Genomic DNA, 25,062 nt, shown 5'->3' on the forward strand with positions numbered 1-25,062 from the left:
CTGAACCGCGGCTCACTCGCCGAGGAAGGGCTCGACGTCCGTCCACTGGCAGCCCTCGTTGAGGGCGGCGTAGCTGACGACCATGTTGCTCATCAGCCCGGGCGCGGGTCCTTGGAGCTCGAACTGGGTCTCGAGGACGCCTGCCGAGCAGGTGCAGGCGAAGGTCGCGGTCCCGGGCTCTCGCTGGCAGGACACGCTGCGCTCTTCGGGCCCTCGGGTGCACTCGGAGAAGCGGTAGTCGAGGTTGTCGGTCGAGAGGTCTTCCTCGAGCCCGACGCACTTGCCCTTGCACCCCGACAGGCCCGCGCTGACGGCCGCCGCGAGCAAGAGCGCGGTCAGGGCCCTGGGGATCGCGGCGCTGGCTTTCACGGGAGCGATTGTACGCGAACTCGGTCCGCGCAGATGCGCCTGCCCAAGCTCAGCGCAGGCGGACGGGCAGCGCTCGATAGCGGCGCATCAGCGCCGTCGGCTGGACCTCGAGCTGCTCCGGGGGCACGGCGAGCTGCAGCTTCGGCGCGCGCTCGAACAGGCGCTCGAGGGCGATGCGGGTCTCCATGCGCGCGAGCGGGGCCCCGATGCAGTAGTGCACGCCCTGGCCAAAGCCCAGGTGCTTGTTGGGCGTGCGCGTGATGTCGAAGACGGTCGGCCTGTCGAAGGCCCGGGGGTCGCGGTTGGCCGCGCCGAGCACGGCAAACATCGCGCTGCCCCGGGGGACGACGACGCCCGAGAGCTCGATGTCCTCGGCGGCGTACATGGCCTCGCCGCCCTGGACCGAGCCGTGGAAGCGGTTGACCTCCTCGATCGCCGCGTCGAGCTTGGCCCGCTCCGAGAGGGCGAGCTCGCGCTGCTCGGGGTACAGCAGCAGCATGAGCACGGCGTTGGTGATGAGATAGACCGTGGTCTCGTAGCCGGCGAAGGTCAGCAAAAAGGCCATGGCCACGATCTCGTCGTCGCTGAGCCGGTCGCCGTCGACCTCGGCGGTGACGAGGTTGCTGAGGATGTCCTCGCCCGGGTTGGCGCGCTTGGCCACGACGAGCTGGCGGACGAAGCGGTCGAGGCGGGGCGCCTCCCAAAACAGGAGCTTGAGCAGGCTCGCTACCCCAAAGCGCCGGGACATGAAGGACACGCCGTCGATGAAGATATTGATCTCCTCGTCGGACACGCCCATCATTTCGCTGATCACCGTGACGGGGATCGGCAGGCTGTAGGCTTGGATGAGGTCGATGGTCCCGCCGCGCTTCAGCGCGTCGTCGAGGAGCTCGTCGACGAGGGCCTCGATGCGATTCTCGATGCCCTTGATGGCCCGGGGCGTGAACGCCTGGTGGACGAGGTTGCGCAGGCGCCGGTGCTCGGGATCGTCGGTGTTGATCATCGAGCTGACGAGGTGCCGGACCGAGCGGGGGACGGGGTAGCCGCCCTCGCCCGACTTGCCCTTGGCCTTGGCGCGGTTTCGGGTGACGCGCTGCTTGTCCTTGAGGATGGTCAGGCAGTCGTCGTAGCGGCTCACGAGGTGGGCGCGCATCATGCCGAAGCGCCCGGGGGTCACGGGCGCGTGCTCGAGCAGCCAGTCGAAGGTCGGGTAGGGGTTGGCGATGAACTCGGGATCGGCGATGTTCAGCGGCAGCTTCGGCGCGAAGTCGGCGCGGGCGGGGGTGAGGAACGCGGGCAGGGTGGTCGTGTTCATGGCGCTTGCTCCCAGAGTTGGTTCAAACAGTTGGGTCAGACAGCTGGTTCAGTCCGCGGGCGCCCCGAGCAGGGCGTAGGCGATGGCTGCGAGGTAGGCGTGGATGTCGAAGTTGGGGATCACGGCGAGCTGCAACATGCCGCCGAGGAGGCCGCCCTGGACCCGCTGAGCGAGGACCGGGGCCGGGTTGGGGTCGCGGATGCGGCCGCTTTGTTGGAGCGCGCTGATCGCCTCGGTCAGCGTGGCCGTGAGCGGCTCGACCTGCGAGATCATGAGCTCGGCGATGCGCGGGTTGGTCAGGGCCTCGGCCCACAGGCTGAGCTCGACGCGGATCTCTCGGTCGAGGTCTGGGCGATCGAAGGAGCCGAGGATGATCGCGCGGATCCGGTCCTCGGGCTCGAGCGCCTGGATCTCCGCCATCATCGGCTCGACCTCGGCGATGACCATGCCGGCGATCAGCGCTTCCTTGCTGGCGAAGTAGCGGTAGACCGCGCCGGCGCTGAGCTTGGCCTCGCGGCAGATGTCGCGCATGGAGGTCGCGTGGAAGCCGCGCTCGGCGAAGCAGGCCAGGGCGGCTTCGAGAATTTGCCGTCTGCGCGCCTCGAGGTGCGCTTCGCTGACCTTTGGCATGTAAAACGAATGACCGTTCTTTTTCTTTCGCGCAACAAAAAAATCGCAACCCGGCCGCGAGAGCGACCAGTCGGTGTTCGAGGAGCGTTCAGCGACGCGCGCCCAGGGGGAGGACGAGCATGGCGAGGGCCGGCAGGGTCACCAGGGTGAGCACCGTCGACGCGAGCAGGCCGCTGATGATCGTCAGCGCCAGGGGCGGCCACAAGCTGGTGTTCGAGACCAGCAGGGGGACCAGCCCGACCACGGTGGTCGCGGTGGTCAGCAAGATCGGCCGGACCCGGCGCAAGGTCGCGGTGCGCACGGCCTCGCGGGTCGACCAGCCCTCGGCGCGCAGCTGCTGGGTCAGGTCGAGGAGCACGATCGCGTTGTTGACCACGACGCCGATGAGCGCGACCACGCCGAGCGCCGACATGAAGCCGAAGGGTTGGCCGCCGACGGCCAGGGCTGGGATCACGCCGACCGCGGCGAGGGGCACGGTGACCAGGACCAGGCCCACGCAGCGCAGCGAGTCGAACTCCCACACGAGCACGAGCACGAGGATCACCAGGCCCACGGGGAGGGCGCGGAGCAGGGAGTCGTTGGCTTCCTCGGCGCTCTCGGCCTCGCCGGCGAAGGCCACGGCCACGCCCGCGTCGTCGAGCGCGAGGGCGGCGACCCGGGCCTCGATGGCCCCGCGCACGGCGTCGAGCTCCACGCCGGGCTCGAGCTCGGCGGTGACCCGGGCGAAGCGCTTGCTGGTCTTGCGGGTGATCGCGGCGGGGGCCCACTCGAGGGCGCGATCGCTGACCTCGGCGACGCGCAGCCGCCCGCGGCTCCCGGCGACGGCCAGGTCGCCGGGGAGGTCCATGGCCGAAGGTGCGAGCTCGCGGCGGTCATCGTGGCGGGGGGCGGCGCGCACGACCACGGGCTCGTGGCGCTGCCCGTGGAGGACCGTGCCTGCGGGCAGCCCCGCCGTGTGGGGCAGCAAGCTCGCGCGCAGGGCCGCCTCGTCCACGCCCCAGGGCTGGCTGCGGGCGCGGTCCAGATCGAAGCGCAGGCTCGGCGCGCCGGCGTCGATGGAGTCGCGGACGGCGGTCAGCCCCTCGACCTCGGCGAGGGCTTCGGCCACGGCGCGGGCCGATGTCCGGAGCTCGTCGAGGCGCGGCGAGTAGAGCAGCAGCTCCACGGGCGCGACCACGGGCGGCCCCTGCTTGAGCCTCGCCACGCGCAGCTTGGTCCCGGGCGGCAGCTGGGCGCGCAGGGCCTCGACGCGCGCCTCGACGGCCTCGACCTCCTCGGGCGCGCGCAGCTGGACCAGCATCTGGGCGAAGTTGGACTGGGCCTTGGTCTCGGGCAGGTTGTAATAAAAGTGCGGCAAGCCCCGGCCCACGGTCGCGGTGAGCTGCTCGACGGCGTCCAGGTCCTGAAGCTCGCCCTCGACGGTCCCGCTCACGGCCGCCACGGCGTCGACGTGGGTGCCCTCGCGCAGCTGCAGCTCGACCACGGCCTGGTGGCGCTTGGTCGGCGGGAAAAAGCGCACGCGCAGGGAGGGCAGCGCGGTCGCGGCCATGACGATCATCGCCAGGCCGGGGAGCAGGGCCAGGGCGGGGCGACGCAAGAGGCGATCGACGACGCGCACGCCGAGGGAGCGGGCGGGCTTGCCCTCGCGCTCGCTCTCGCCCTCACTCTCACTCTGGTCGTTCTCGGGTCGACGGCGAGGCCGCAGGACCAAGCTGGCGACCGGCGGGAGCACGAACAGCGAAAACGCGAAGCTGGTCAGCAGGGCGAGGATCACCATCACGGGGATGGCCCGGGTGAAGTCCGCGGCCGCGCCGGAGTTGAGCAGCATGGGCAAGAAGGCGGCGACGGTCGTGGCCGTCGACGCGCCGAGGGGCTCGAGCAGGGCGCGGGCCGAGGCGCGGGCGGCCTCGGGGGGCGCCTCGCCCTCGTCGAGGCGCCGCTGGATCTCCTCGACGACGACGATCGCGTTGTCGACGACCATGCCGATGGCGATCACGCCGCCGGCCAGGGAGATCTGGTGGAGCACGCCGCCGCCGATGCCGAACACCGCGACCGCCGAGAGGATGGCGAGGGGGACCATGGCCGCGCACACCACGGCCATGCGCGGGCCCATGGTGACCAGCAGGACCAGGGCGACGATCAAGGTGCTGAGCAGCAGCGAGCGCTGGAGATCGAGGAGCCGGGCGGCGACGTAGCGGGGCTGGTCGACGACGAGGGTCAGGGACACGCTGGGGTCGCCGAGCTCGGCCTGCAGCTGGGCCTCGAGGGCGTCGAGCTCGCCCCGCAGCTCGTCGCCAAAGCGGACCAGGTCCACGCCGGGCTCGGCGACCACGCCCAGCAGCACGGCGGGCCGGCCGTCGACGCGCACGCGCTCGAGGGGCCGGGGCGGGGCGCGGCGCTCGATCTGCGCGAGGGCGCCGAGGCGCACCAGGGAGCCGTCGTCGCCGACGAGCTCGAGGGCGGCGATGGCCTCGGCGTCCTCGGCCCGCTCGAGCCCGCGCACGCCCACGCGGAAGTCTCCGGCGTGCACGCTGCCCAGGCCCTGGGCGCCCGTGCGCGCGGCGATGGCCTGGGCGACGTCGAGGGTGTCGAGGCCGGCGGCCCAGGCCTTCGCCTCGTCGACGATCACGCTCAGCTCGGGGTCGACGGCCCCGGCGACGGTGACCTCGCGGACCCGGGCGCGCCGCAGGACCCGGCGCCGGAGGGCCCGCGCGGCATCGGACAAGACCACGAGATCGGGCTCGGCGGCGTCGCGTGTGACGGCGAGCAGCATGGACTCTTGCCGGGTCAGGCGGGTGTCGAGGGGCTCGAGGCTCGCGCCCGGGGGCAAGGGCACGGTGGCGATGGCGTCGCGGACCCGCTGCCAGTGCTGCTCGACGTCGTAGACCCCGTCGTCGAGCTCGACGGTCAGCACGAGCACGTCGGCCCGGGAGGTGCTCTCGACGTCGCGGATGTGATCGACGCTCTGCAGGGCCTGCTCGATGGGCACGGCCAGGGCCGACTCGACCTCCTCCGGCGTGGCCCCGGGGTAGATGGCGACCTGGGCCGCCCAGCGGTCGGGCAGGCTCGGGTCCTCCTGGCGCGGCATGGTCGTCCACATCAGCAGCCCGAGCAGGACCATGAGCAGGCTGGTCAGCAGGGGCAGCCGGGCGCTGCGACGGCGGCGGGGGCTGGAGTTGGTGTTGGTGTTGGCGTCGCTCATGACGCGGGCCCTTCGACGACGGCGACGCGCGAGCCCTCGCGCAGGCTGTCGAGGCCCTGGGCGACCACGCGCTCTCCGGGCTCGAGGCCGGCGCGGGCGATGACGTGGCGCCCGTCGGAGGCTCCGAGCTCGAGCTCGCGGAAGTGGACGGTGCCCTCGGAGCCGAGCACGAAGGCGCCGGTGCGCCCCGGGGCGGCGTAGCTGATCGCGCCCAGGGGCACGCACAGGCCCTCGTTGGGGCTGTCGGGGCTGTCGGGGCCGTCGTCGCCCTTGGCCGGCGGGACCTCGAGCTCCACGCTCACGCCGAGGGGGAAGGCGCCCACGCCCTCGGGGCTCGGCTCGAGGTCGGCGACGAGCTCTTGCACGTAGCCCGGCCCGCGCCGCACCGCGCCCACGCGGCGGACCACGGCGACGAAGGGGCGGTCCGTGCCGAGGCTTCGCCCGTGCACCCGGGCCCCGACCTCGAAGCGGCCGAGCAGGTGCTCGGGGACGCGGGCGCGGACGGTCCGACGCGGCTCGCTGGGCTCGATGCGCAGGATCGGCTGGCCCGCGCCCACGACCTCGCCGCGGCGGGTGTGGAGCTCGGCGACGACGCCCGCGACGGGGGCCTCGAGGCGGCCGTGGCGGAGCATGGACCGGGCCGCGCGGGCCTCGGAGCGGGCGAGCTCGACCTGGGCCTCGGCCTGGCGCAGGCTCGATGCCGTGCGCTCGGCCGTGGCCGCGCCGAGGCTGCGCCGGCTGGCCAACAGCTCGCTGCGCTCGAGCTCGCGGGCGGCCTGCTCCCGGCCCTCCTCGGCGAGCTCGCGCCCCGAGCTCGCCGCGGCCGCCCGGGCGCGCAGATCTTGATCGTCGAGGCGCGCGAGCAGCTGCCCCGCCTCGACCGTCGCGCCGACCTCGACCTCGAGGCTGCGCACCCGACCCGGGAGCGCGAAGGCCAGGGACAGCTCGCTGCGATCTTCGATCTGCCCGTGGATGCGTGCGCTGGCGTCGACGCGGCAGCGCTCGACTGGCGCGACGCGGACCCGCGCGACGCCGAGGGGAGCGTCGTCGCGCTCGGGCTCGGGCGTCGGCGCCTGGTCGTCGGTCGTGGAGCAGGCGCAGGCGAGCGCGACGGCGAGCAGGGCGACGAGCGTGGACCGGGATCGACGGTGCATCGGATGCGCGCTTTCGGGCATGGCGGGCGGACGATAGGGAACAGGCGCGCGGGCTTGCAAGGGCATGGAGCACGGTTCAGCCCGGCCGCCGGGCCCGACCCGACCCGACCCGACCCGACCCGACCGGCATCGCGGATGGGTCGAGTCGGGGCTTGGCTTTGGGTTGGGGCTGGGGCTGGATCAGGCCTTGACCAGGCGCTCGGGATCGACGGTGTCTCGGCCAACCACGTTGCGCGTGTCGACGATCAGCGGCGCGTGCTCGAGCACGGGGCCGTAGTCGACGCGGCGGTGGTGGGCGGTCAAGAGCACGGCGTCGAAGCCGGCGAGGGCGTCCGCGTCGAGCTCGGCGAGGGCCGGCACGGCCTCACCCTCGACGCTCAGAGACTCGACGTGCGGGTCGTGGTAGCGGACCTCGGCCCCGCCCTCGCGCAGCAGCCGGATGATCTTGAGCGCCGGGCTCTCGCGCACGTCGTCGATGTCGTCCTTGTAGGCGACCCCGACCACGAGCAGGCGGCTGCCGTGGAGGGCTTTTTGCTGGCGCGAGAGCCCGCTGACCAGGCGCTCGACCACGTAGCGCGGCATCTCGGCGTTGATCTCCCCGGCGATCTCGAGCAGCCGCGTCTTGGCGTCGAACTCTCGGGCGCGCCACGAGAGGTAGTAGGGGTCGATGGGGATGCAGTGCCCGCCCAGGCCCGGCCCGGGGAAGAAGCGCATGTAGCCGAAGGGCTTGGTCGCGGCGGCGTCGATGACCTCGTGCACGTCGATGTCCACGCCGCCCTCGCTGAAGCGCTGGCAGGCGACCTTGAGCTCGTTGACCAGGCCGATGTTGACCATGCGGAACACGTTCTCGAAGATCTTGGCCATCTCGGCGATCTCGGGGCTCGACACCGGCACGACGTTGTCGATGCCGACGCGGTAGAGGCTGAGCGCGCGCCGGGTGCAGCGGGCCGTCATCCCGCCGACGAGCTTGGGGATGGTCCGGGTGCCGAAGTGGGCGTTGCCCGGGTCCTCGCGCTCGGGGCTGAAGGCCACGCAAAAGTCCGCGCCGGGGCGCAGGCCCGTGCGCTTGGCGATGAGCTCGGCGACGACCTCGCGGGTGGTCCCGGGGTAGGTCGTGGACTCGAGGCAGACCAGGGCGCCGGCTTCGACGTAGCGGCTGATCGAGCGGATCGCCGCGTGGATGAAGCGCATGTCGGGCTCGCGCTGGCGGGTCAGCGGCGTGGGCACGCACAGGATGAAGGCGTCGGCGCCCGCGACCGCGGCGGCCGAGCTCGTCGGGCGCAGGCGGCCGGTGGCCATGGCCGCGCGCACGGGATCGTCGTCGAGGGTGCCGAGGTAGCTGCGGCCCTCGAGCAGGGCGTCGACCTTGCGGGTGTCGACGTCGAGGCCGACGACCTCGGCGCCGCCCTCGACGAAGGACAGGGCCAGGGGCAGGCCGACGTAGCCCAGGCCGATGATCGCGACCTTGGGCTTGCGCGGGGCCTCGCCGGCGGACCACCACGCGTCGTGTTCGGTGTTGGCGATGCTTTGCATGGTTCGTGTTGTCTCCAAGTGAGGGCGAAGGAGGGTTCAGGCCGCGGGCTGGAGGGCGGCGCGGGCCCGCTGCCGGGCGCGGCGCAGGCCCTCGAAGTCGTACTTGCGCGGGGCTCGGACCGCGTCGGCGCAGACCAGGGCCTCGGCGGCCGAGAGCGTGCACAGGGCGGCGGTGGTCAGGGCCTCGGACCGACGCCGGCGCAGGTTCGCGTCCTCGAGGGCGATGAGGGTCTCGACCTGCGCCGGCCGCTTGCCGCCGAGGGCCTCGTAGGCCGCCCAGCCCTGGCCGACGAAGTCGTCGGACAGGCCGTGGTCGCGGAGGCGGTCGCGGAGCGAGGAGCTCTCGGGCACGAGGATGAGCAGCTCGCGGCGCAGCTGGTCGAGGTCGGCGGGGTCTTGCTTGCCCAGGCGCAGGCGGCCGGCGAGGGCGAGGTCGTCGGTGCCGTGCGCGGCGACGTAGCGCTCGGCGGCGTCGTTGGCCTGGGCCAGCCAGGCGCGGGCGGGCTCGACCTCGGGGGTGACCTGGGCGTCGACCTCGACGCAGCCGTCGAGGACCTCGGCCTCGGCCTCGACGCTCGCGCGCAGGCGATCGGTCAGGGCGACGAGGCGCTCGCGGACATGGGCGAGGTCGAGGCCGGCGCGTTCGCGGAAGGCCTCGACGCGGGTCTCGGGCTCTTGGGCCAGGCGCGCGGCGGTGGCCTCGAGGGTCTCGAACAAGGTGGCGGTGGGGACGTGAAAGAGCTGGGCTTCGAACATTTGGACGTAGCGGTGGGAGCCCCCCGAGCGCGCGGGAGGGTGGGGGGCCGCGCCCTCCCAAGGTGGGGCGAGACCGGTTGAAGTTGTTGGCTAGCTAGCGAGGAAGAACTAAGCGGCTCCGAGGAGGTCGCGCATCCACTGCACGCCAGCCTCGCAGCCCGAGATCACCGTGCTGCGCCGGGGATCGTTGCGGTCGGGGAAGCGGGCCACGACGCCGCCCGCCTCCTCGACGAGCAGGCGCGTGGTCGCGAGGTCCCAGCGCTCCATGGCGGCGTCGAGGACCAGCGCCGCGCTGCCGCGGGCGACTAAATAGTGCCCAAAGGCGTCCGTGTACGAGCGGAAGAACTTGAGCCGACCCTGGGCCCGCTCGATCCACTCGCTGTGCCCGGACAGCGCGAAGGTGTAGGGGTCGCCGTGACAGACGATGTCCTGCTCGGGGTCGAAGCTCGGGCTGACTCGCACGGGGCGGCCGTCTTCGTGGGTCCCGCAGCCGCGCACGGCGTGCAGGCGCCGGCCGATGCTCGGGAAGTCGGCGACGGCGACCACGGGCACGCCGCGCTCGCGCAGGCAGATCAGCGTGGCCGCCAGGGGCACGCCGTGGACGAAGCCGGCGGTGCCGTCGATGGGATCGATGACCCACTCGTAGTCGGCCGCGGGCTCCGGTGAAGCTCCGCCTTCGTGGTCGGAGAGCTCCTCGCCGAGGATGGCGTGGTCGGGGAAGTGGGCGCAGATCAGCGCGCGGATCCTGGCCTCGACCTCGAGGTCGACGGCCGTGACCACCGAGCCGTCCAGCTTCATGCGGGCCCCGAGGGAGTCCGAGCCCGAGCCCTCGGCCGCGCGCACGAGCTCGCGGGCGAGATCGGCCGCGCGCAGGGCCAGGGCCAGGGCGCGGCGATGCAGCTGCGGCGCTGCGTCCAGGGGCTGGGCGCGCGGGGTGGTCACGCGGGGACCTCCACGGCCGCGGCGATCATCGCCTCGACCTTCGCCCGGATCTCGGGCCGCGCCAGGTAGTCGATGCGCGCGATGTACTCGTTGCCCAGCAGGGCCTCGCCCGCGTACTCGGGCAGATCGGCGGTGTAGCCGAGGTACTTGTAGCAGGCGCAGATCATCCCGTCGTGGAGCAGGTGGGCCTCGCCCTTGGCCTCGGGCCGGCGGGCGTAGTAGCGCCGGAGCAGGCGCTCGCCCAGCTCGAAGTCGAGGGCGTCGGCCTCGACGAAGGTGAACTCCATCAAGGTCACGGCCAGGTCGATGAGGAACAGGCCGAAGTAGCTGTCGTCGAAGTCGATGACCCCGCGGATCTGATCGCCCTCGACGATGACGTTGTCGAAGTAGAGGTCGGCGTGCACGACCCCGCGCTCGAGGGCCGGCACGCTGCCCTTGGGCTGGTCGAAGCGGGCGTGGCTGCGGGCCCACACCTGGCGCAGGCGCTCGGCCGTGGCCGGACCCTCCCCGGGCAACGCGGCGATGCGGTCCAAGGTGGCCTGGCCGAGCTCGCGCACGAACTCGAGGTCGGCGCGGGGCTTGTCGCCCTCGGGCACGAAGCCGCTGAGGGTGCGCTGCATGTCCGCGAACAAGCTGCCGATCTGGTCGACGACGCCAGCGTCGATGGCCTCCCGGGGCAAGGTGGTGCCGGGGATGAACTCGAGCACGGCGTAGTGGCGGGCGTGGGCCTCGGACCAGGCGACGGTCTTGCCCTCGCGGTTGGCGATCACCCGCGGGCAGGGGAAGTTGGCCTCGGCCAGGCGCGCGAGGGTCGAGAACTCGAAGCGCAGGGCGTCGGCGCTGCGCTCGGGCGGGTACAGGCGCAGGAGGAAGTCGCCGGCGTCGGTGCGCAGGACGTAGTTGGTGTTGATGATCCCCGTGACCAGGGGCTCGACGGAGCGCAGCTCGCCGAGGCTGTAGTCGGCGGTCAGGTCCGCGACGGCGCCGCGGTCGAGGTCGATGAAGGCGTGGAGTCGGTTCATGATCGGGTGTGCTGGGCCGGGTTGGGCAAGCGGAGGAAGGTGTGAAGCTCGGCGCCCCAGCGCCGCTTGTGATCGGCGAGGGCGCGCTGATGGGAGAAGCCGAGGTCGACGCGCTCGACACCGCGGAGGCTCAGGAGCTGGAAGGCGGCGTCGAGCATGGCGTAGTTGGGGCCGAGCTCGCGGGCGCGCGCGCTCCAGCCGTTGAGATAGTAGGCAGCCTCGCGGTTGTTGGGGCTGAGCACGAAGCAACCCACGCTGATCAGCTCGTCGCGCAGCCACGCGCCGACGGCCAAAAAGTTTGGGCTGGGGGCCTCGGGGATCATCCCCTCGATCAGCGCGGGCGGGCTGAGGTAGGGGGACTCGACCCGCGCCTGGGTGGCGTGGATCAGCTCGACGGCGTCGCCGCGCTCGCGCGCCGTCAGCAGCCCGACGCGCAGCCCGGGTCGACGAAGGATCTTGCGCAGGGCGGTCCGCACGGCTCCGTCATAGCTCGCCCGGAGCTCGCCGCCGAGGACTTTGACCGCGGTCTGGGAGCGGTGCGCGTCCCAGCGCGGGGCGCTGAGCTGCTCGGGGCGCAGGGGCGGCGTGACCAGGCGCAGGCAGGGCTCGCCGAGGGTCTCGCCGAGCTGGGCGAGGGCGTCGAGCTGGTGGCGCAAGGGCGCCGGCTGGCCCGCGCGGTCGTAGACCCCGCCGTAGCCGATGTGCCCGCACACGAAGCCCTCGGCGGCCAGGCGTCCGCCCCGGAGGATCGGCACGTGGAGCTCGCGGGCTTTCTTGCCACCCGTACCGAGGGTCACGACGTGACGCTCGAAGCGGCCGCCGAACACCGCGGCGACGTGGCGGCCCCAGGCCTCGCTGGCGTAGGGGGACCAGCGCGCGTCGACGCTCACGGCTGCACCTCCGCGCTCGCGGGCTCGAGCTGAGCGAGGCTGGCGAGGGCCTCGGCGACGCGCTCGACCTGCGCGGGGCTCAGCCAGCCGCGGCAGGGCAGGAGCAGCAGCTTGGGCCACAGCGCCTCGGCGTGGATGAGCGGGGCTCGGGTGTAGCCGGCGTAGCGCGGGCTGTGGTGCAGCGGGAGGTAGAGCCAGCTGGTCTCGACGCCTGCCGCCGCCAGGGAGCCCGCGAGGACGTGGCGCTCGGAGGGCGGGACCTCGACGGCGAAGTAGAGCCGCGGCAGCGCAGGATCGTGGGGTCGCAGACGGAGCCTGGCGGGCGTGCGCGCGGCGAGGCGCTCGGCGACGCGGGCGGCGAGCTCGGGCTCGTCGGTCTCGGCGAGGCGAGCGAACACCCGCACGGCCGTCGCTCCGTCCATGTCGGCGGCGTAGGGCGGCGGCAGGGGATGGGCGAGGGCGTCGGCGACGTCCGTGAACCACGGCCGGGGCGTCGCCGGCTCGTCGGCGCGGGCGCGGGCGAAGGCGGCCCGGCGCCAGCGGATGTCGAGCTGCTCCCGCGCCGCCTGCACGAAGGGCGCGAGGGCGGGGGCGTTGACGACCAGGGCGCCGCCTTCGCCCACGCACACGGGCTTGTGGCGGCCAAAGCTGAGCACGCCGAGCTGACCGCCCGCGCCGGGGCAGCGCCCGGACTTCGGCGCGCCCGCGAAGGCCTGGGCGGCGTCGTCGATGACGGCCACGCCCGCGGCCTCGGCCCACGCCTCGACGGCCTCGAGATCGACGCGCTCGCCGAGCACCGACGCGGCCACGAGCGCGAGGCTGCGCTCGCTGGCGACGGCCTCGATGGCCGCCAGATCGGGCACGGCTCGGTCCGGCGCCGTGTCGCACAGCACCGGGGTCAGGCCCACGTCGAGCACGGCCTCGATGACCTGCGGGCAGCCGAAGCTGGGCACGATGACCTCGTCGCGGCGCCGGCCCTGGAGCGCGCCAGCGCTCGCGTCGAGCTTGGCCAGAGACAGCGCGTGGAGGGCGAGGCTCAGGGCCGCGCGCCCGCTCGTGGTCGGCACGACGCGCTCGGGTTCGCGGCCGAGCTGGCGGCCCAGCTCGTCGCGGAGGGCCCGGAGCGTGCCGCGGGCGCTGCCGTGCTCCGAGCCGTCACCGAAGGCGAGGGCCTGGTCGATGGCGAGGGCGGGCGGCCGGCACAGGGGCACGGCCAGCTCGCGCGGGTAGGGGTTGTAGCGCGTGTCCACGAGCGTCGACTCAGCTGCTTCGAAGGTGGCCTGGACGGCTCGGCTCAGCGGGACAGCTCGGTGTCCCCGGAGAAGGCGGCGCGCAGGGTCTGGTGGACCACCTTGGTGTAGACGCTGAGCTCGTCGAGGCTGACGTACTCGTCGGGGCCGTGGGCGCGGGCGAGGCTGCCGGGGCCGTAGATGACCGTGGGGATCGAGAAGGACTCGAAGATCCGCGCATCGCAGGCGCTCGGGAAGTCCCGGGCCTCGCGGCGCGCCGCGTCGACCTTGGCGATGCCCTCGAGCTCGACGCGCAGCCCCGCGGCGAGGCCCTCGTGGCCCTCTTGGCTGGCCGGGAAGCGCAGGCCGTAGGGGGCGACCTGGGGCGGCTCGGCGTCGGGGAAGGCCGCGCGCAGCCGGGCCTCGAGCTCGGCGATCACGGCGTCGAAGGTCAGCGAGGGCGGCAGCGCGGCGGTGACCAGGAGCTCGGCCGAGGCCGCGGGCACGGCCGCGTCGGAGCCCCCGCGCAGGACGCCCGCGCACAGCGAGCGCACCGGGTCGCCGCCGAGCTGATCGCGGCACCACTGGTCGAGCTCCTCGAGGATGGTGAACACGCGCACGGCCTGGCTCAGGGCGTTGGCCGAGCCGTCGCTCAGGCACATGTGCCGGGGCCGGCCGCCGCACACGACCTTGAACTGCTCGAAGGAGCGGGTCCGCGTGCACACGGCTCCGTCCGTGGGCTCGCCGATGAGCGCGGCGTCGACCTTGCCGTCGAGGGTCGAGAGCGTGGCCAGGGTCCCGTTGCCGCCGATCTCCTCGTCGACGACGAAGTGCAGCAGCAAGCGCCCGCCCAGGCGCGCGCCCTCGGCCTTGGCCCGGCTCAGGGCCTCGGCGACGGCGACGAAGCAGGCCACGGCGCCGAGCATGTCGCTGCTCCCGCGGCCGTAGAGGAGCCCGTCCTCGACCCTCGGCTTGCGCCAGCCCTCGGGCTTGGACCACTGCTCCGGCGCGGTCACGAACTCGACGTCGACGTGGCCGTTGAGCAGCACCGTGGGTCCGGGCTCGCCGAAGTCGAGCTCGCACACCAGGTTCTCGCGCACGGTCTCGCGGTAGCCCGCGAAGGGCCCGCCGAAGTTCTCGACGTGCACGTAGCAGGGGTGCTTTTCGATCTCCTCGTCGTAGATCCGGCAGCGGCGGATGCTGGCCCCGAGGGCGCGCATGCGCTGCTCGAGGTAGTCCATGGCGTGGCGCTGGCCGGCGCTGTCGTAGACGGGGTGCATGGCGATGAGCGCCGAGGCGGTCTCGACGATGGCCGCGGTGTCCAGCGGCGAGCCAGCAGTGGTCGGGGTGGCGATGGGCGTGTTCATGATCGGGAAGGGCTCGCGGGTGCGGGGCTGGGGGCGGACGGTTGCGCGTCGCACCAGCGCATCACGGCGCGGGTGTTGACGCGGTTGCGGTAGTCGTCCTCGGCGACCTCGAAGGTGACCTGCTGGACGTGGGGGAGGCCGCGCATGGCGGCCAGCAGCTGGGCGTAGGTCGACTCGGGCACGCTCGCGGCCCAGGGCGTCTGGCCCTCGTGGCAGCGCTCGCGCCGGCCGTCGGGGCCCGGCTGGGTCCGGGCGAGGCCGCGGAACGCAGAGAAGTGCCAGTGGACGATGTCGGGGGCCAGGTCGAGGAAGTCGAACAGCCCGTGCTCGCGCAGCGAGGGGTAGGCGCGGCGCTCTCGCTCGTCGAGCACGCCGGCGCGCAGCTGCTCGACCACGTACATGGTGTAGCTGTAGTGGCAAAGGTCCCAGGTGACGCGCAGCTGGCCGCCGCACAACCCCTCGAAGTCGCTGGGGAAGACCAGGGTCGGGTCGAGCTCCCGGCCGTAGTTGCCCATGATCGGCATGTTCTCGAGGCCGACCCAAAAGGGCGCGTCGCGCAGGCGGTCGCGCAGGTGCACGCAGAACTCGGCGAAGCGATCGCGGGTCCGCACGGCCAGGTCCGGGGTCCAGTCCTCGACGGGGCGGATCTGGTTGGAGTGCAGCACGACCCCGGCGACGCCGAACTGAGCGGCCAGCTCGAAGCACTGCCACAGCCGCCGGCGCACGGCCTCGTCCTCGACGTAGTTGGCCCGGTTGACGGGGAAGTGGAACAGCATGCGCCCGGGCGGCATGCGCACGGCGACCTCGGCGAGGTTGCGCCGGACGAGGGCCCAGCGCTCGGCCTCGAGCAGGTCCTCGGCGTCGAACACCACGGCCTCCACGGCCAGGTCCTGCTCGGCCCAGTCGGGGTCGAACTGGCTCAGGTCCGTGGCCAGAAAGGGCAGGCAGTAGCGCATCTCAGCGGCCTCCGAGGGCGCCGTCGAGGGCGGCGAGGACCCGGCGCTGGGCGGCCTCGTCGAGCTCGGGGAACATCGGCAGGCTGAGCAGGCGCGGGCCGATGGCGTCGAGGCCGGGGAAGCGCGCGCTGGCGACGAGCGGCTGGTCGGCGAACGCGGGCTGCTGGTGCAGGGGCACGTAGTGGACCTGCGGGCGGACCCCTTCGGCGGACAGGCGCTCGAACAGGGTGAAGCGATCGACGGCGGTGTCCTCGAGGGTGACCGGGAACAGGTGGTAGGCCGAGTCGCCCAGGCGCGCGGGCGTGCGGCAGCGCAGCCGGGGATCGCTGGCGAAGGCGTGGTGGTAGCGATCGGCGATCGCCAGGCGACGCTCGCGGTTGGCCGCTAGCCGGCCGAGCTGCACGTGGGCGATGGCCGCGTGGAACTCGGACAGGCGCAGGTTCAGGCCCGGGGTCGCGACCTCGTAAAACCAGGGGTTGCGCGCGCCTCGGGTCGTCGCCAGCTCGGGCGCGCCGCCGCTGCGATCCATGTTGTGGTTGCGGAGCATCCGAAGGCGCGCGGCGAGCTCGGGGGAGCGGGTGAACACGGCCCCGCCCTCGCCGCTGGCGACGTTCTTGGTCGGGTGGAAGCTGAACACCGCGCCCATGGAGCTGGCCGCGGGCTGCCAGTGGCGCAGGCCCTCGCCGGCCTGGCGGAACAGGCCCAGGCCGTGGCAGCCGTCCTCGAACAGCACCGCGTCGTGGGCCTGGGCGAGCTCGGCGATGGCGTCGAGGCCCGCGTCGGAGCCGGCGAACAGCACGGGGTTGACGACGATCAGCTCGTAGTCGCCGCGGACCCGCTCGAGCAGGGCGGACAGGGCCGCCGGCGACATGTTGAGGGTCTCGGGGTCGACGTCGACGAGGCCGATCTCGTAGCCGGTCCGCAGGGCGCAGGCGGGCCCGGCCGCGAAGTTGAGGGCCGAGCTGAGGTAGAGGGCGCGGCGGCGGGGCGCGGCGCCGAAGGCCTCGTCGCGGCCGAGGCCGCGGAGCTCGGCGAGCATGGCGTAGAGGGCGAGGGTGCCGTTGGCCATGGCCACGACCTCGCCGCCCTCGCCGTCCTCGCCATCGGGAGACGCGCCGAGCAGCTCGGCGAGCTGCGCCTCGAAGCGCGCGAGGTAGGGCCCGTTGGTCCACTGCCCCGAGCTCAGCACCTCGAGCAAGGCCGCGCCCTCCTCGGGCCCCCAGCGGGGCCGCACGTAGGGGATGGTCTCGGCCATCAGGCTCGAGCCCCCGAAGCGGCGCGGGTGCGGATGTCGTCGAGGGTCCGGCGCACGCCCTCGCTCAGGGGAGTCGCCGGTCGGAAGCCGAGGGCCTCGCGGGCCTTGCCGTTGTCGGCGACGCGGCGCGAGACCTCGAAGCGCTTCGAGCGACCCACGGACGGATCCTCGTGGTCGCGGTGGATGACCTGGGGCTGCTCCCCGGCGCTCAGGCACACGAGCTGGGCCAAGCTGGCGATGGTCAGGGTCTCCTCGGACACGAGGTTGAAGACCTCGAAGCTCCCGGCCGCCCGCGCGGGGGCGCGGCGCTCGAGGGCGGCGACCATGGCCGCGGCGATGTCCTCGATGAAGGTGAAGGTCCGGGTCTGCAGGCCGTCGCCGTGGACCACGGGCGCCTCGCCCTGGAGCGCCGCCCGACAAAACGCGGGCACCACGAAGTCCGCGCGCTGGCCGGGGCCGTAGGCGTTGAACAGGCGAAAGGCGGTGTAGCTCAGGCGCGCGCCCTCGGGGCTGGCCGCGGCCGCGGCCATCAATTTTTCGCCGGCGACCTTGCTGCGCCCGTAGGCCGAGCGCGGGGCGGGCTCGTCCTGCTCGCGGAAGATTCGACCCGGCTCGCCGTCGCCGTAGATCTCGGAGGACGAGGTGAACAGCAGGTGCTCGACACTGGGGGTGGCGATGGCCGCGGCGATCACCGCCTCCATGCCGCCGACGTTGACCTGCTCGACGATGTCCTCGCGCTCTTGGCAGGCGCGCACGCCCAGGGCGGCGGCGAGGTGGAACACCGCCTGCTGCCCGGCGAAGGCCTCGCGCAGGGCGGCCTCGTCGAGGATGCTGGCCTCGATCCAGCGCGTGCTCGGGCCGAGATCGGCGGGCGCGGGCGCGGTGTCGAGGATCGTCAGGGTGTGCTCGTTGCCGAGGGCGCGGCGCAGGGCCTGGCCGACAAAGCCGGCTCCGCCGGTGATCAGGATCTTCATGGCGATGGGTCTCGCTTGGAAAAAGGCTGGGGGCGGGCCCCGGAGCGCGGCGCGGGTCCGGGGCCTCGCCAGAGGTGGGAGTGGAGAGGGGAGCGGGCTCAGATCTTGGCGCCGCGGATGTGCGGGCGGACCTGCTCGTCGAACAGCTTCATCGACTCGAGCACGCGGTCGCGGTCGCCGATGGCCTCGAAGCCGATGACCACGCGCTTGACCCCGGTCACGTCGATGACGTGCTGGATGGTCTCGATGGCGTCCTCGGGGGTGCCGATGGCGTTGAGGCGCAGCAGGTTGTCGACGACCTTGCTGATCGCGGTGTCGCCCTTGATGACCGCCTCGCGCCACTTGCGAAGGTGCCAGTCGTAGCACTCGACGCCGTGCTCGCGGACGATGTCGATGATGTTCTGGGCCTTCTCGACGGCGTCCTCGAACCAGTGCAGGTACTGGCGGCACTCCTCGCGCACGCGCTCGCGGTCGGGATCGACGGCGACGATCATCGCGATGGTGTGCTCGATCTCGTCGGGGTTGTGGCCGTGCTCCTCGGACAGGGCCCGGTAGAGCTCGACGTTGCTGGCCTTCTCGTTGTGCTCGATGTCGTGCTGCATGATCATCGGCAGGCCGTTCTTGGCGGCCCACTCGATGGTCGAGGGCGACATCGCGGCGCAGACCATGGGCATCTTGGCCGAGTAGGGCCGGGGGTTGACCGGCACCGGCGGGAAGTTGAGGAAGGGGCCGTCGCTGCCGACCACGCCCTTGGTCCACGCCTCTTGCATGATGTCGTAGTAGTTGTGGGTCATCGCGCGGGTGTCGTGGATGTCGACGCCGAACACGGTGAAGTCCTTGTCGAAGAAGCCGCGGCCGATGCCGAGGATGAAGCGCCCGTCGCTGAGCTGGTCGAGCAGCGCGGCCTGCTCGGCCATGCGCACGGGGTGCTCGAGGGGCAAGATGCTGATGGCCGTGCCGACCTTGATCCGCCGGGTCGCGCCGAGGATGTAGGAGGCCATGACCATGGGCGAGCCGCACAGGCCGTAGTCGGTGAAGTGGTGCTCGAGCATCCAGGCGCTCTCAAAGCCCATCTCCTCGGCGACCTGGCCGTAGAGCTTGGCGTTCTCCAGCACGCGCCGCTCGGTGAACTGCGGCGGGCGGGCGGTGTTCAAGAACATTCCCCATTTGATGTCTTCGGATTGCGTCATCGTGATTCGTCTCCAGGGCGCAGCCATGGCGGTGCCAGGCGTCGACCGAGGGCGGCCGAGCGCGGGCGAGGGGCTGCGCGTGTTCGTGGCTAACTATGCAGATTGGGTCTCGTCGTGGGTGTGGGTGGGGCGGTCAGCGGACCGAGCGTCGGCGCTCGGCGATGACCTGGGCGGTCAACATCTCGAAGGTGGGCTCGCGCTCGATGGCGGGGAAGCTCGGGGGCAGGCCGGCGCGCAGCCACTCGCCGCCGGTCTCCAGGGCCATGACCGCGCCGGTCAGCTCGCGCAGCATGGCCTGGGCGATGCGCGGGTTCTTGGCCAGGTTGTGGCCCGAGCCCTCGAGCTTGCACATGCGCCGCTCGGGGTGGTTGGCGAGATCGAGGGCCTCTTCGACCTCGGACTCGAGCACCCAGTCGTCGTCGCGGGCGATGAACGCGACGATCGGCACGCTCGCGCGGTCGAGCTCGGCGCGGGTGGTCTCGGCCGGGTTCCAGCCCAGCTCGTGGGCGTCGGTGGCGAAGCCCAGGGTGCGGATGTGGTGGCGCTCCTCGAACACCACCGTCTCGGGCAGCTGCTCGGGCGGCGAGGCCATGTGGTCGACGCCGAACACCCGCTCGAGGGTCGCGCGCAGGTGGGTCACGCCGACGGCGGTGACCAGGTAGGCGACGTTGTCGCGCTCGCTGGCCACGCGGTAGGCGATGCGCGCGGACAAGCTGGTGGCGATGACCCCGAGGGACTCGACGCCGCGCTCGCGGGCCAGCCAGTCGAGGACCTGGTCCATGCTGTAGCGCCCCGTGGTCATGGTGAAGTCGGCCAGCTCGCCGCTGCTCGGGCCCCGGTGGTCGAGGGGGTCGTAGCGGTACACGGCGAAGCCGTTGGCGCACAGGTAGGCGGCCATGGCCGCGAGGCTGTACATCCGGGCGCAAAAGCCCGGTGCGAGCAGGACCGTGCCGCGCACGGGCTCCTCCGACTGCGGGCGGGAGTGCCAGATCACGATCTGGCGGCCGTCCTCGAGGCGCAGCACCGACTCTTCGGTGCTCACGGCGGAGGGGAGCTTCGACTTTGCTTTCTCATCCGTTGGCATGAATTTGTCCCATCTTGAGGGCGCAGCCCTTGGCCGCGCGGGATTCGAGGCGTCGCAGGACGTCGACGCGGGTGCCCTCGCGGCCGCAGGCGCAGCGGCCCCGACGGACCACGCCCACGTCCTCGGTGACGATGAAGCAGGGGTAGGCCGAGCACGAGGCGTCGAGGTAGCTGAGCATGCCCTCCTCGCCCTCGGGCACGGGCTGGAGGGTCTCGGGGTCGCGGGCGGCGACGTGGACCCACGGCGGCACGTGCTTTTCGTGGGCCTCGCACTCGAACAATACGGTGTTGAGCTCGACTTGGTTGAACACGTCGCGGACCTGGCCCTCGCCGCGCAGGCCGAACTGGCGCGCGACCACGGCCCGGAACTCCTGCTTGGGGATGGCCCGGCCGCCGAAGCGCTTCCACCCGCCGGCGGTCAGGATCGTCGCCCCCTCGCCGGCTTGCAGCTCCACCCCGCGGCGCTGCATGTGCTCGCACAGGTCGAGGACGTGGAAGGGCGGGCCGACGACGATGAGGTGCTCGTAGTCGTCGAGCAGGCTCTGGGCGAGGCCGATGATCTCGTCGAGGGCGGCTTCGTCGCGAGGCACCCGCGACTCGGACCGGTACAGGGCCTCGATCAGGCTCATCACGTACTGGAACCACACGTCCTCGACGTGCTCGCGCCCGGGCCCGAGGTTGATGACCGCGACCTCGTCCTCGTCCCAGTCGGCGAGCAGGCCCACGCTGCCGTGGACCGAGCCGACCATGCGCTCGAGGCTGGCGCGGTCCCGGGGCACGCGGCTGGGTTGGCCCGAGGTCCCCGAGCTCCGGTACCAGCGCTCGACCTCGTGGGCCTCGACGCTGCGCAGATCGGCGAACTTGAACACGCGGGTGGATACGAGGGGGATGTCGGCGAGGGCGACGGCCCCGGGCTCGGCGGCGCCGCTGCGCGCGTAGTAGTCGCGGTAGCTGGGGCAGCGCTCGAGGTGCTCGCGCAGGGCCTGGCGGATCAGCGCGTCCGAGAGCTCGCGCTGGCGCTCGAGGGGCAGCGCGTACCAGGGGTCCTCGGCGAAGATCAGCTCGTCGATGGCCGTGCGCGCGTCGATGATGCGCACGCTCGGGCTCTGGGCCTCGGCCTCGTTGGGGGGCTGGTCCGCGCCAGCGGGCTGGGGAATGGAGGTCGCGCGGCTCATGGGATGAACTCCACGAAGCGGTCCTGCTCGAGGAACTTGGTCTGCTCGATCTTCACGGTCATGACCTTGGTGACGTAGGCCGAGGGCAGCTCCGTCGAGGCGAAGCGAACCATGCGCTGGAGGGGGAACATCCCGTCGTGGGCGCCCCCGGGGCGGAACACGTTGCTCATCCCCGACTCGACCACCCGGGACACGCCGGCGCGGCAGACCGCGTCGCGGATCGGCCGGAGCTTGGCCCAGGGAAACAGCGCCACGGTCTGGGTGTCGCCGGTGACCTGCGCGCCGGGGTCGAGGTCCGCGGGCCAGTCGTGCAGGTAGACCGTGCGGCTCAGGGGGTGCTGGGCGGCGAAGCTCGGCGGGCAGTGGATGATCGCCCAGCTGCCGTCCTTGGCCTCCCAGCACGAAAAGCCCAGGAAGCGGGCCTCGGCCAGGGTCAGCGCCCGCGCGCCCCGGTCGTCGAAGCCCTGGGCGCTCGGCGGGAGGATCTCGGTGTAGTTGTCGAGGGCCTCGCTCAAGGCGGGGACCAGCTGCGCGGGGGAGGGCCGCACGAAGGCCTGCTGCGACGAAAAACAAGCCCGCTGGTCGCGGAAGCACACGTCGTGGGCCAGGCCGCGGGCGGCGTCTTCGGGGCGCTCGCCCGCGTCGACGAAGGCCAGGCTGCGCTTGGGCCCAAAGCGCACGACCTCGGCGTCGGGGCGGGCGGCTTTGCGGGCCCAGTCGACGGCCGACTGCCCGCCCCAGGCACAGATCACGTCGCTGGCCGCAACGATGCGCTCGCCGGCCTCGCCGGGCGCTCCGGCGGGCCAGTAGACCACCGACAGCGCCCGGGTCACCGGGTGGTCGGCGTCCACGTCCGCGAAGCTCTGGGCCAGGGCCACGGGCGTGAAGGGGTCCTCGGACGAGCTCTTGGCGATGACCTGGTTTTTGGTCACGAGCGCCCGGACCACCGAGACCACCGCCGAAAAGGGCACGTTGCCCGGCATGATGTGCAGCGAGCGGCCCTTGGGGTAGGCGCGGACCTGGGCCTCCTCCCGGGGGATCCACTCGTCGAGGATGAAGCGGTGGCCGAGCTCGGACGCGATGATGTCGTAGAGGCCCGCGTAGCCCGAGAGGATCATCGCGATCCAGTTGGCCTCGAGCTTGGCCATCTCCGGGGAGTAGCCCAGCTGGTTGATCAGCTCGCGGATGTAGAGGCGCCGGCGCACGTACTCGCTGGACTTCCAGTTTTGCCCGGCGGCGTAGAGGAAGTTGACGATCTCCTGGGTGGGGAGCTCGGCGAGGCGGTCCCGGGGGCCGTCGGCGAGGATCGTGTCCACGTCGCTCATGGCGAGCAGGGGCACGCGCAGCTCGTGGCCGGTCACCGTGGTGCTGGTGTGATGGCCCGCGGGCGCGGAACGGACGACTGTCCCGCAGACCACGCTGGGCAGGGTCTTGGTCTTGGTAGCCATGCTTTGCAGTGTGACTGTAGCGATGTCTGCGTTCGATCGAGACCACGCATTCATGGGGCTCGCGGTCTCGACGAGGCGGTGGACATCTTACGGGCGTCGCTTTGCGCGGCAAGTTGATTCGCGCGATTAAATCGTCCGTTTTTTGTGGTGATGACGGGGCACGCAGTGCTTTGGCCCATCACGTGTTTGGTAATTTAATGGGGGTACTTCGAAGGTCCGATCCGTGTTTGACACGCGGGTTCCCTGCTCGGCGGCGAGGGGGCGCGGCAGCTGTCGGGCGAATTCGCGTGCTTGCGCGGAGGTCGCGTAGACTCCGCGTTCTCGGGACCAAGCCGGATGTAGGGGTGCTAGAGCGCGTTTCAGCCGGTCTGATGGCTAGGCCACCGCCCGCGCGGAGGGCCTGGGGCAGCCGCGGTTGGGCGATCGCCTCCCTCGGGGCGGGCGCGCAGGCCCGCGGCGGCACGGATTACACAATCAACAATCAACGGACAGCTGGCCGGTCTTGGATGGGGGATTCACCCGATCTCGAGATTGAGCCGATGTATTTGTGAGCGCCCGCGAATTGCCAAAATGTCCGATCGGAACACCTCGACATTAAATGAAGCTACATCAAGCTTCGAACATGTGCGGAATCATTGCCTATATGGGAGCGCGGGAGGCCGCGCCGATCTTGGTGGCTGGGCTGCGCCGCCTCGAGTACCGCGGCTACGACTCGGCCGGGATCGCGGTGCTCGACGAGCGACGCCCGGGGGGGATCCAGCGGGTCCGCGCCGCCGGCAAGATCGCGGCCCTGGCCGACAAGCTCGGCGTCGAGGAGCCCACGGGCCGCGCGGGCATCGGGCACACGCGCTGGGCGACGCACGGGCGCCCCTGCGAGCGCAACGCCCATCCGCACCGCGGCGGCTCGGTGTGCGTGGTCCACAACGGGATCATCGAGAACCACGCCGAGCTGCGGGCGCGGCTAGAGGAAGAGGAGGGGCGGCGGCTGACCAGCGACACGGACACGGAGGTCATCGCCCACCTCGTCGACAGCCACTACGGCCGGCTGCGCGCCGCGGCCCTCGCCCAAGCGGGCGGGGAGGGTGCGCGCCTCGTCGCCGCGGTTCAGGCCAGCCTCGCCGAGCTCCGGGGCGCCTACGCCCTCGCCCTCATCCACGACGATCACCCTGGGACCATCGTCGGCGCGCGCTCGGCCTCGCCGTTGATCGTTGGCGTTGGTGAAGGTGGAGAGGCGGCCGAGCTGTTCCTGGCCTCGGACGTCGCGGCGATCCTCGAGCACACGCGCACGGTCCTCGACCTCGAGGACGGCGACGTGGTCCACCTCGACGCCGACGCGGGGCTGGCGATCCACGACCTGGCAGGTCAGATCGTCGAGCGGCCGCGCCGGCGGGTCGAGTGGAGCCCGGTCGCCGTCGAGAAGCAGGGCTTCTCCCACTTCATGGCCAAGGAGATCTTCGAGCAGCCCCAGGCGATCCGAGCGACGACCAGCGGCCGGCTCCCGCGGGCTGGCGAGGACGACCTGGGCCGGGGCGAGCCGAGCTTCCCGGAGCTCGCCGAGCTCGACGTCCCCGCCCTGGCGGCGCGCGCCAAGGTCACCATGCTCGCCTGCGGGACGTCCTGGCACGCGGCGCTGGCGGGCAAGTACCTGTTCGAGCAGCTCGCCCGGGTGCCCGTGGAGGTCGACCTGGCCAGCGAGTTTCGCTACCGCCAGCCGATCGTGCGCCCCGGCGACCTGGCCGTGGCGATCTCGCAGTCCGGGGAGACGGCGGACACCCGCGCGGCCTTGATGGAGGCGCGGCGCCTGGGCGCGACGGGGCTGGCGATCTGCAACGTCGTCGACTCGTCCATCGCCCGCGAGGCCGACCGGGTGCTCTACACCCACGCCGGCCCCGAGATCTCCGTGGCCTCGACCAAGGCCTTCACCACCCAGCTGGCCATGCTGACCCTGCTCGCCGTGCACCTTGGCCGGCGCACGGGCGCGCTGACCCTGGAGCGCGCGGCTGGTCTGCTCGACGGGCTGCGCGAGCTCCCGGTGGCCCTCGACGCCGTGCTCGGGCAGGCGGCGGCCATCGAGATCATCGCCCGGCGCTGGCGCAGCGCTCGCGACTGGCTCTACCTGGGCCGCGGCCTGGCCTTCCCCGTGGCCCTCGAGGGCGCGCTCAAGCTCAAGGAGATCAGCTACGTGCACGCCGAGGGCTACGCCTGCGGGGAGATCAAGCACGGGCCCATCGCCCTCGTCGACGAGCGCGTGCCGGTGGTCGTGCTCGCCCTCGAGGGCCCCGGCTACCACAAGACCCTGGCCAGCCTCGAAGAGGTGCGCGCCCGGGGTGGCAAGATCATCGCCCTGGCCTCGGCGGGGGACCGGCGCATCGGGGACCTGGCGGACGACGTGATCCTCGTGCCGCAGGTCGACCCCTACCTCCAACCGATCCTCGCCTCCGTGCCCCTGCAGCTCCTCGCCTATCACCTCGCGCGGCTCGAGGGCCGCGACGTCGATCAGCCGCGCAACCTGGCCAAGTCGGTCACGGTCGAATAGCCAGTCCCAAAGGCGGGGGCTGTGCGACAATCCCCG

20 protein-coding genes are annotated in these 25,062 nt (G+C 72.3%); 1 reads left to right on the forward strand and 19 read right to left on the reverse strand.

The window, feature by feature from the left end:
• Positions 1–12: 12 nt before the first annotated feature.
• The 19 genes from PPSIR1_RS08295 to PPSIR1_RS08385 form a co-directional block, all read right to left on the reverse strand.
• Positions 13–369: a hypothetical protein gene (locus tag PPSIR1_RS08295; protein ID WP_006970573.1), complete on the reverse strand. Its 357-nt coding sequence runs from the start codon at positions 367–369 to the stop codon at positions 13–15.
• A gap of 49 nt (positions 370–418) precedes the next feature.
• Positions 419–1,684 carry a cytochrome P450 family protein gene (locus PPSIR1_RS08300; protein WP_006970574.1) on the reverse strand — a complete coding sequence of 422 codons (1,266 nt, stop codon included), beginning with the start codon at positions 1,682–1,684 and terminating at the stop codon, positions 419–421.
• Between the two features lie 48 nt (positions 1,685–1,732).
• On the reverse strand, positions 1,733–2,314 hold the full coding sequence (locus tag PPSIR1_RS42185) for a TetR/AcrR family transcriptional regulator (protein ID WP_006970575.1): 582 nt from the start codon (positions 2,312–2,314) through the stop codon (positions 1,733–1,735).
• An 88-nt stretch (positions 2,315–2,402) separates the two neighbouring features.
• The gene (locus tag PPSIR1_RS08310) at positions 2,403–5,516 is read right to left on the reverse strand and encodes an efflux RND transporter permease subunit (protein WP_006970576.1); all 3,114 of its coding nucleotides are present in this window, start codon (positions 5,514–5,516) and stop codon (positions 2,403–2,405) included.
• A complete protein-coding gene (locus PPSIR1_RS08315; RefSeq protein WP_157595326.1) occupies positions 5,513–6,691 on the reverse strand; it encodes an efflux RND transporter periplasmic adaptor subunit in 1,179 nt (392 codons plus the stop codon). Before PPSIR1_RS08315 ends, PPSIR1_RS08310 begins: the two co-directional genes overlap by 4 nt.
• Before the next feature lie 159 nt (positions 6,692–6,850).
• Positions 6,851–8,203: a nucleotide sugar dehydrogenase gene (locus PPSIR1_RS08320; RefSeq protein ID WP_006970578.1), complete on the reverse strand. Its 1,353-nt coding sequence runs from the start codon at positions 8,201–8,203 to the stop codon at positions 6,851–6,853.
• A 36-nt stretch (positions 8,204–8,239) separates the two neighbouring features.
• Positions 8,240–8,959 carry a hypothetical protein gene (locus PPSIR1_RS08325; protein ID WP_006970579.1) on the reverse strand — a complete coding sequence of 240 codons (720 nt, stop codon included), beginning with the start codon at positions 8,957–8,959 and terminating at the stop codon, positions 8,240–8,242.
• Between the two features lie 108 nt (positions 8,960–9,067).
• Positions 9,068–9,901 carry an inositol monophosphatase family protein gene (locus tag PPSIR1_RS42190; RefSeq protein ID WP_006970580.1) on the reverse strand — a complete coding sequence of 278 codons (834 nt, stop codon included), beginning with the start codon at positions 9,899–9,901 and terminating at the stop codon, positions 9,068–9,070.
• A complete protein-coding gene (locus PPSIR1_RS08335; protein WP_006970581.1) occupies positions 9,898–10,923 on the reverse strand; it encodes a homoserine kinase in 1,026 nt (341 codons plus the stop codon). The genes PPSIR1_RS42190 and PPSIR1_RS08335 overlap by 4 nt, the downstream gene beginning before the upstream one ends.
• Entirely contained in the window at positions 10,920–11,813 is an 894-nt protein-coding gene (locus tag PPSIR1_RS08340) for a GNAT family N-acetyltransferase (protein ID WP_006970582.1), read from the reverse strand. Before PPSIR1_RS08340 ends, PPSIR1_RS08335 begins: the two co-directional genes overlap by 4 nt.
• On the reverse strand, positions 11,810–13,063 hold the full coding sequence (locus PPSIR1_RS08345) for a DegT/DnrJ/EryC1/StrS family aminotransferase (protein WP_006970583.1): 1,254 nt from the start codon (positions 13,061–13,063) through the stop codon (positions 11,810–11,812). The genes PPSIR1_RS08340 and PPSIR1_RS08345 overlap by 4 nt, the downstream gene beginning before the upstream one ends.
• Positions 13,064–13,107: 44 nt before the next feature.
• The gene (locus PPSIR1_RS08350; RefSeq protein ID WP_006970584.1) at positions 13,108–14,463 is read right to left on the reverse strand and encodes a M20 family metallopeptidase; all 1,356 of its coding nucleotides are present in this window, start codon (positions 14,461–14,463) and stop codon (positions 13,108–13,110) included.
• Positions 14,406–15,365 (reverse strand): TIM barrel protein, encoded by a 960-nt coding sequence (locus tag PPSIR1_RS08355; RefSeq protein ID WP_006970585.1) that lies wholly within the window; start codon positions 15,363–15,365, stop codon positions 14,406–14,408. Before PPSIR1_RS08355 ends, PPSIR1_RS08350 begins: the two co-directional genes overlap by 58 nt.
• Before the next feature lies 1 nt (position 15,366).
• Positions 15,367–16,620, reverse strand: coding sequence for a DegT/DnrJ/EryC1/StrS family aminotransferase (locus PPSIR1_RS08360; RefSeq protein WP_006970586.1), 1,254 nt, complete (start codon positions 16,618–16,620; stop codon positions 15,367–15,369).
• A complete protein-coding gene (locus PPSIR1_RS08365; RefSeq protein WP_006970587.1) occupies positions 16,620–17,594 on the reverse strand; it encodes an NAD-dependent epimerase/dehydratase family protein in 975 nt (324 codons plus the stop codon). Before PPSIR1_RS08365 ends, PPSIR1_RS08360 begins: the two co-directional genes overlap by 1 nt.
• A gap of 98 nt (positions 17,595–17,692) precedes the next feature.
• Entirely contained in the window at positions 17,693–18,754 is a 1,062-nt protein-coding gene (locus PPSIR1_RS08370) for an LLM class flavin-dependent oxidoreductase (protein ID WP_006970588.1), read from the reverse strand.
• Between the two features lie 163 nt (positions 18,755–18,917).
• A complete protein-coding gene (locus tag PPSIR1_RS08375) occupies positions 18,918–19,826 on the reverse strand; it encodes an alpha/beta hydrolase family protein (RefSeq protein WP_006970589.1) in 909 nt (302 codons plus the stop codon).
• A gap of 28 nt (positions 19,827–19,854) precedes the next feature.
• Positions 19,855–21,042: a LuxE/PaaK family acyltransferase gene (locus tag PPSIR1_RS08380; RefSeq protein ID WP_006970590.1), complete on the reverse strand. Its 1,188-nt coding sequence runs from the start codon at positions 21,040–21,042 to the stop codon at positions 19,855–19,857.
• The gene (locus tag PPSIR1_RS08385) at positions 21,039–22,490 is read right to left on the reverse strand and encodes an aldehyde dehydrogenase family protein (RefSeq protein ID WP_006970591.1); all 1,452 of its coding nucleotides are present in this window, start codon (positions 22,488–22,490) and stop codon (positions 21,039–21,041) included. Before PPSIR1_RS08385 ends, PPSIR1_RS08380 begins: the two co-directional genes overlap by 4 nt.
• 622 nt (positions 22,491–23,112) lie before the next feature.
• Between PPSIR1_RS08385 and glmS the strand changes: the two genes are divergently transcribed.
• Positions 23,113–25,026, forward strand: coding sequence for a glutamine--fructose-6-phosphate transaminase (isomerizing) (glmS, locus tag PPSIR1_RS08390; protein ID WP_045115631.1), 1,914 nt, complete (start codon positions 23,113–23,115; stop codon positions 25,024–25,026).
• Positions 25,027–25,062: the final 36 nt, after the last annotated feature.

It is taken from the genome of Plesiocystis pacifica SIR-1, assembly GCF_000170895.1.
GTDB classification, from domain to species: Bacteria; Myxococcota_A; Polyangia; order Nannocystales; family Nannocystaceae; genus Plesiocystis; species Plesiocystis pacifica.

Bases quoted from the DNA above. Each gene is read 5' to 3' on its own strand.
- PPSIR1_RS08300 (WP_006970574.1), bottom strand. From the start codon at position 1,684: ATGAACACGACCACCCTGCCCGCGTTCCTCACCCCCGCCCGCGCCGAC.
- PPSIR1_RS42185 (WP_006970575.1), bottom strand. From the start codon at position 2,314: ATGCCAAAGGTCAGCGAAGCGCACCTCGAGGCGCGCAGACGGCAAATT.
- PPSIR1_RS08310 (WP_006970576.1), bottom strand. From the start codon at position 5,516: ATGAGCGACGCCAACACCAACACCAACTCCAGCCCCCGCCGCCGTCGC.
- PPSIR1_RS08315 (WP_157595326.1), bottom strand. From the start codon at position 6,691: ATGCCCGAAAGCGCGCATCCGATGCACCGTCGATCCCGGTCCACGCTC.
- PPSIR1_RS08320 (WP_006970578.1), bottom strand. From the start codon at position 8,203: ATGCAAAGCATCGCCAACACCGAACACGACGCGTGGTGGTCCGCCGGC.
- PPSIR1_RS08325 (WP_006970579.1), bottom strand. From the start codon at position 8,959: ATGTTCGAAGCCCAGCTCTTTCACGTCCCCACCGCCACCTTGTTCGAG.
- PPSIR1_RS08335 (WP_006970581.1), bottom strand. From the start codon at position 10,923: ATGAACCGACTCCACGCCTTCATCGACCTCGACCGCGGCGCCGTCGCG.
- PPSIR1_RS08355 (WP_006970585.1), bottom strand. From the start codon at position 15,365: ATGCGCTACTGCCTGCCCTTTCTGGCCACGGACCTGAGCCAGTTCGAC.
- PPSIR1_RS08360 (WP_006970586.1), bottom strand. From the start codon at position 16,620: ATGGCCGAGACCATCCCCTACGTGCGGCCCCGCTGGGGGCCCGAGGAG.
- PPSIR1_RS08365 (WP_006970587.1), bottom strand. From the start codon at position 17,594: ATGAAGATCCTGATCACCGGCGGAGCCGGCTTTGTCGGCCAGGCCCTG.
- PPSIR1_RS08370 (WP_006970588.1), bottom strand. From the start codon at position 18,754: ATGTTCTTGAACACCGCCCGCCCGCCGCAGTTCACCGAGCGGCGCGTG.
- PPSIR1_RS08380 (WP_006970590.1), bottom strand. From the start codon at position 21,042: ATGAGCCGCGCGACCTCCATTCCCCAGCCCGCTGGCGCGGACCAGCCC.
- PPSIR1_RS08385 (WP_006970591.1), bottom strand. From the start codon at position 22,490: ATGGCTACCAAGACCAAGACCCTGCCCAGCGTGGTCTGCGGGACAGTC.
- glmS (WP_045115631.1), top strand. From the start codon at position 23,113: ATGTGCGGAATCATTGCCTATATGGGAGCGCGGGAGGCCGCGCCGATC.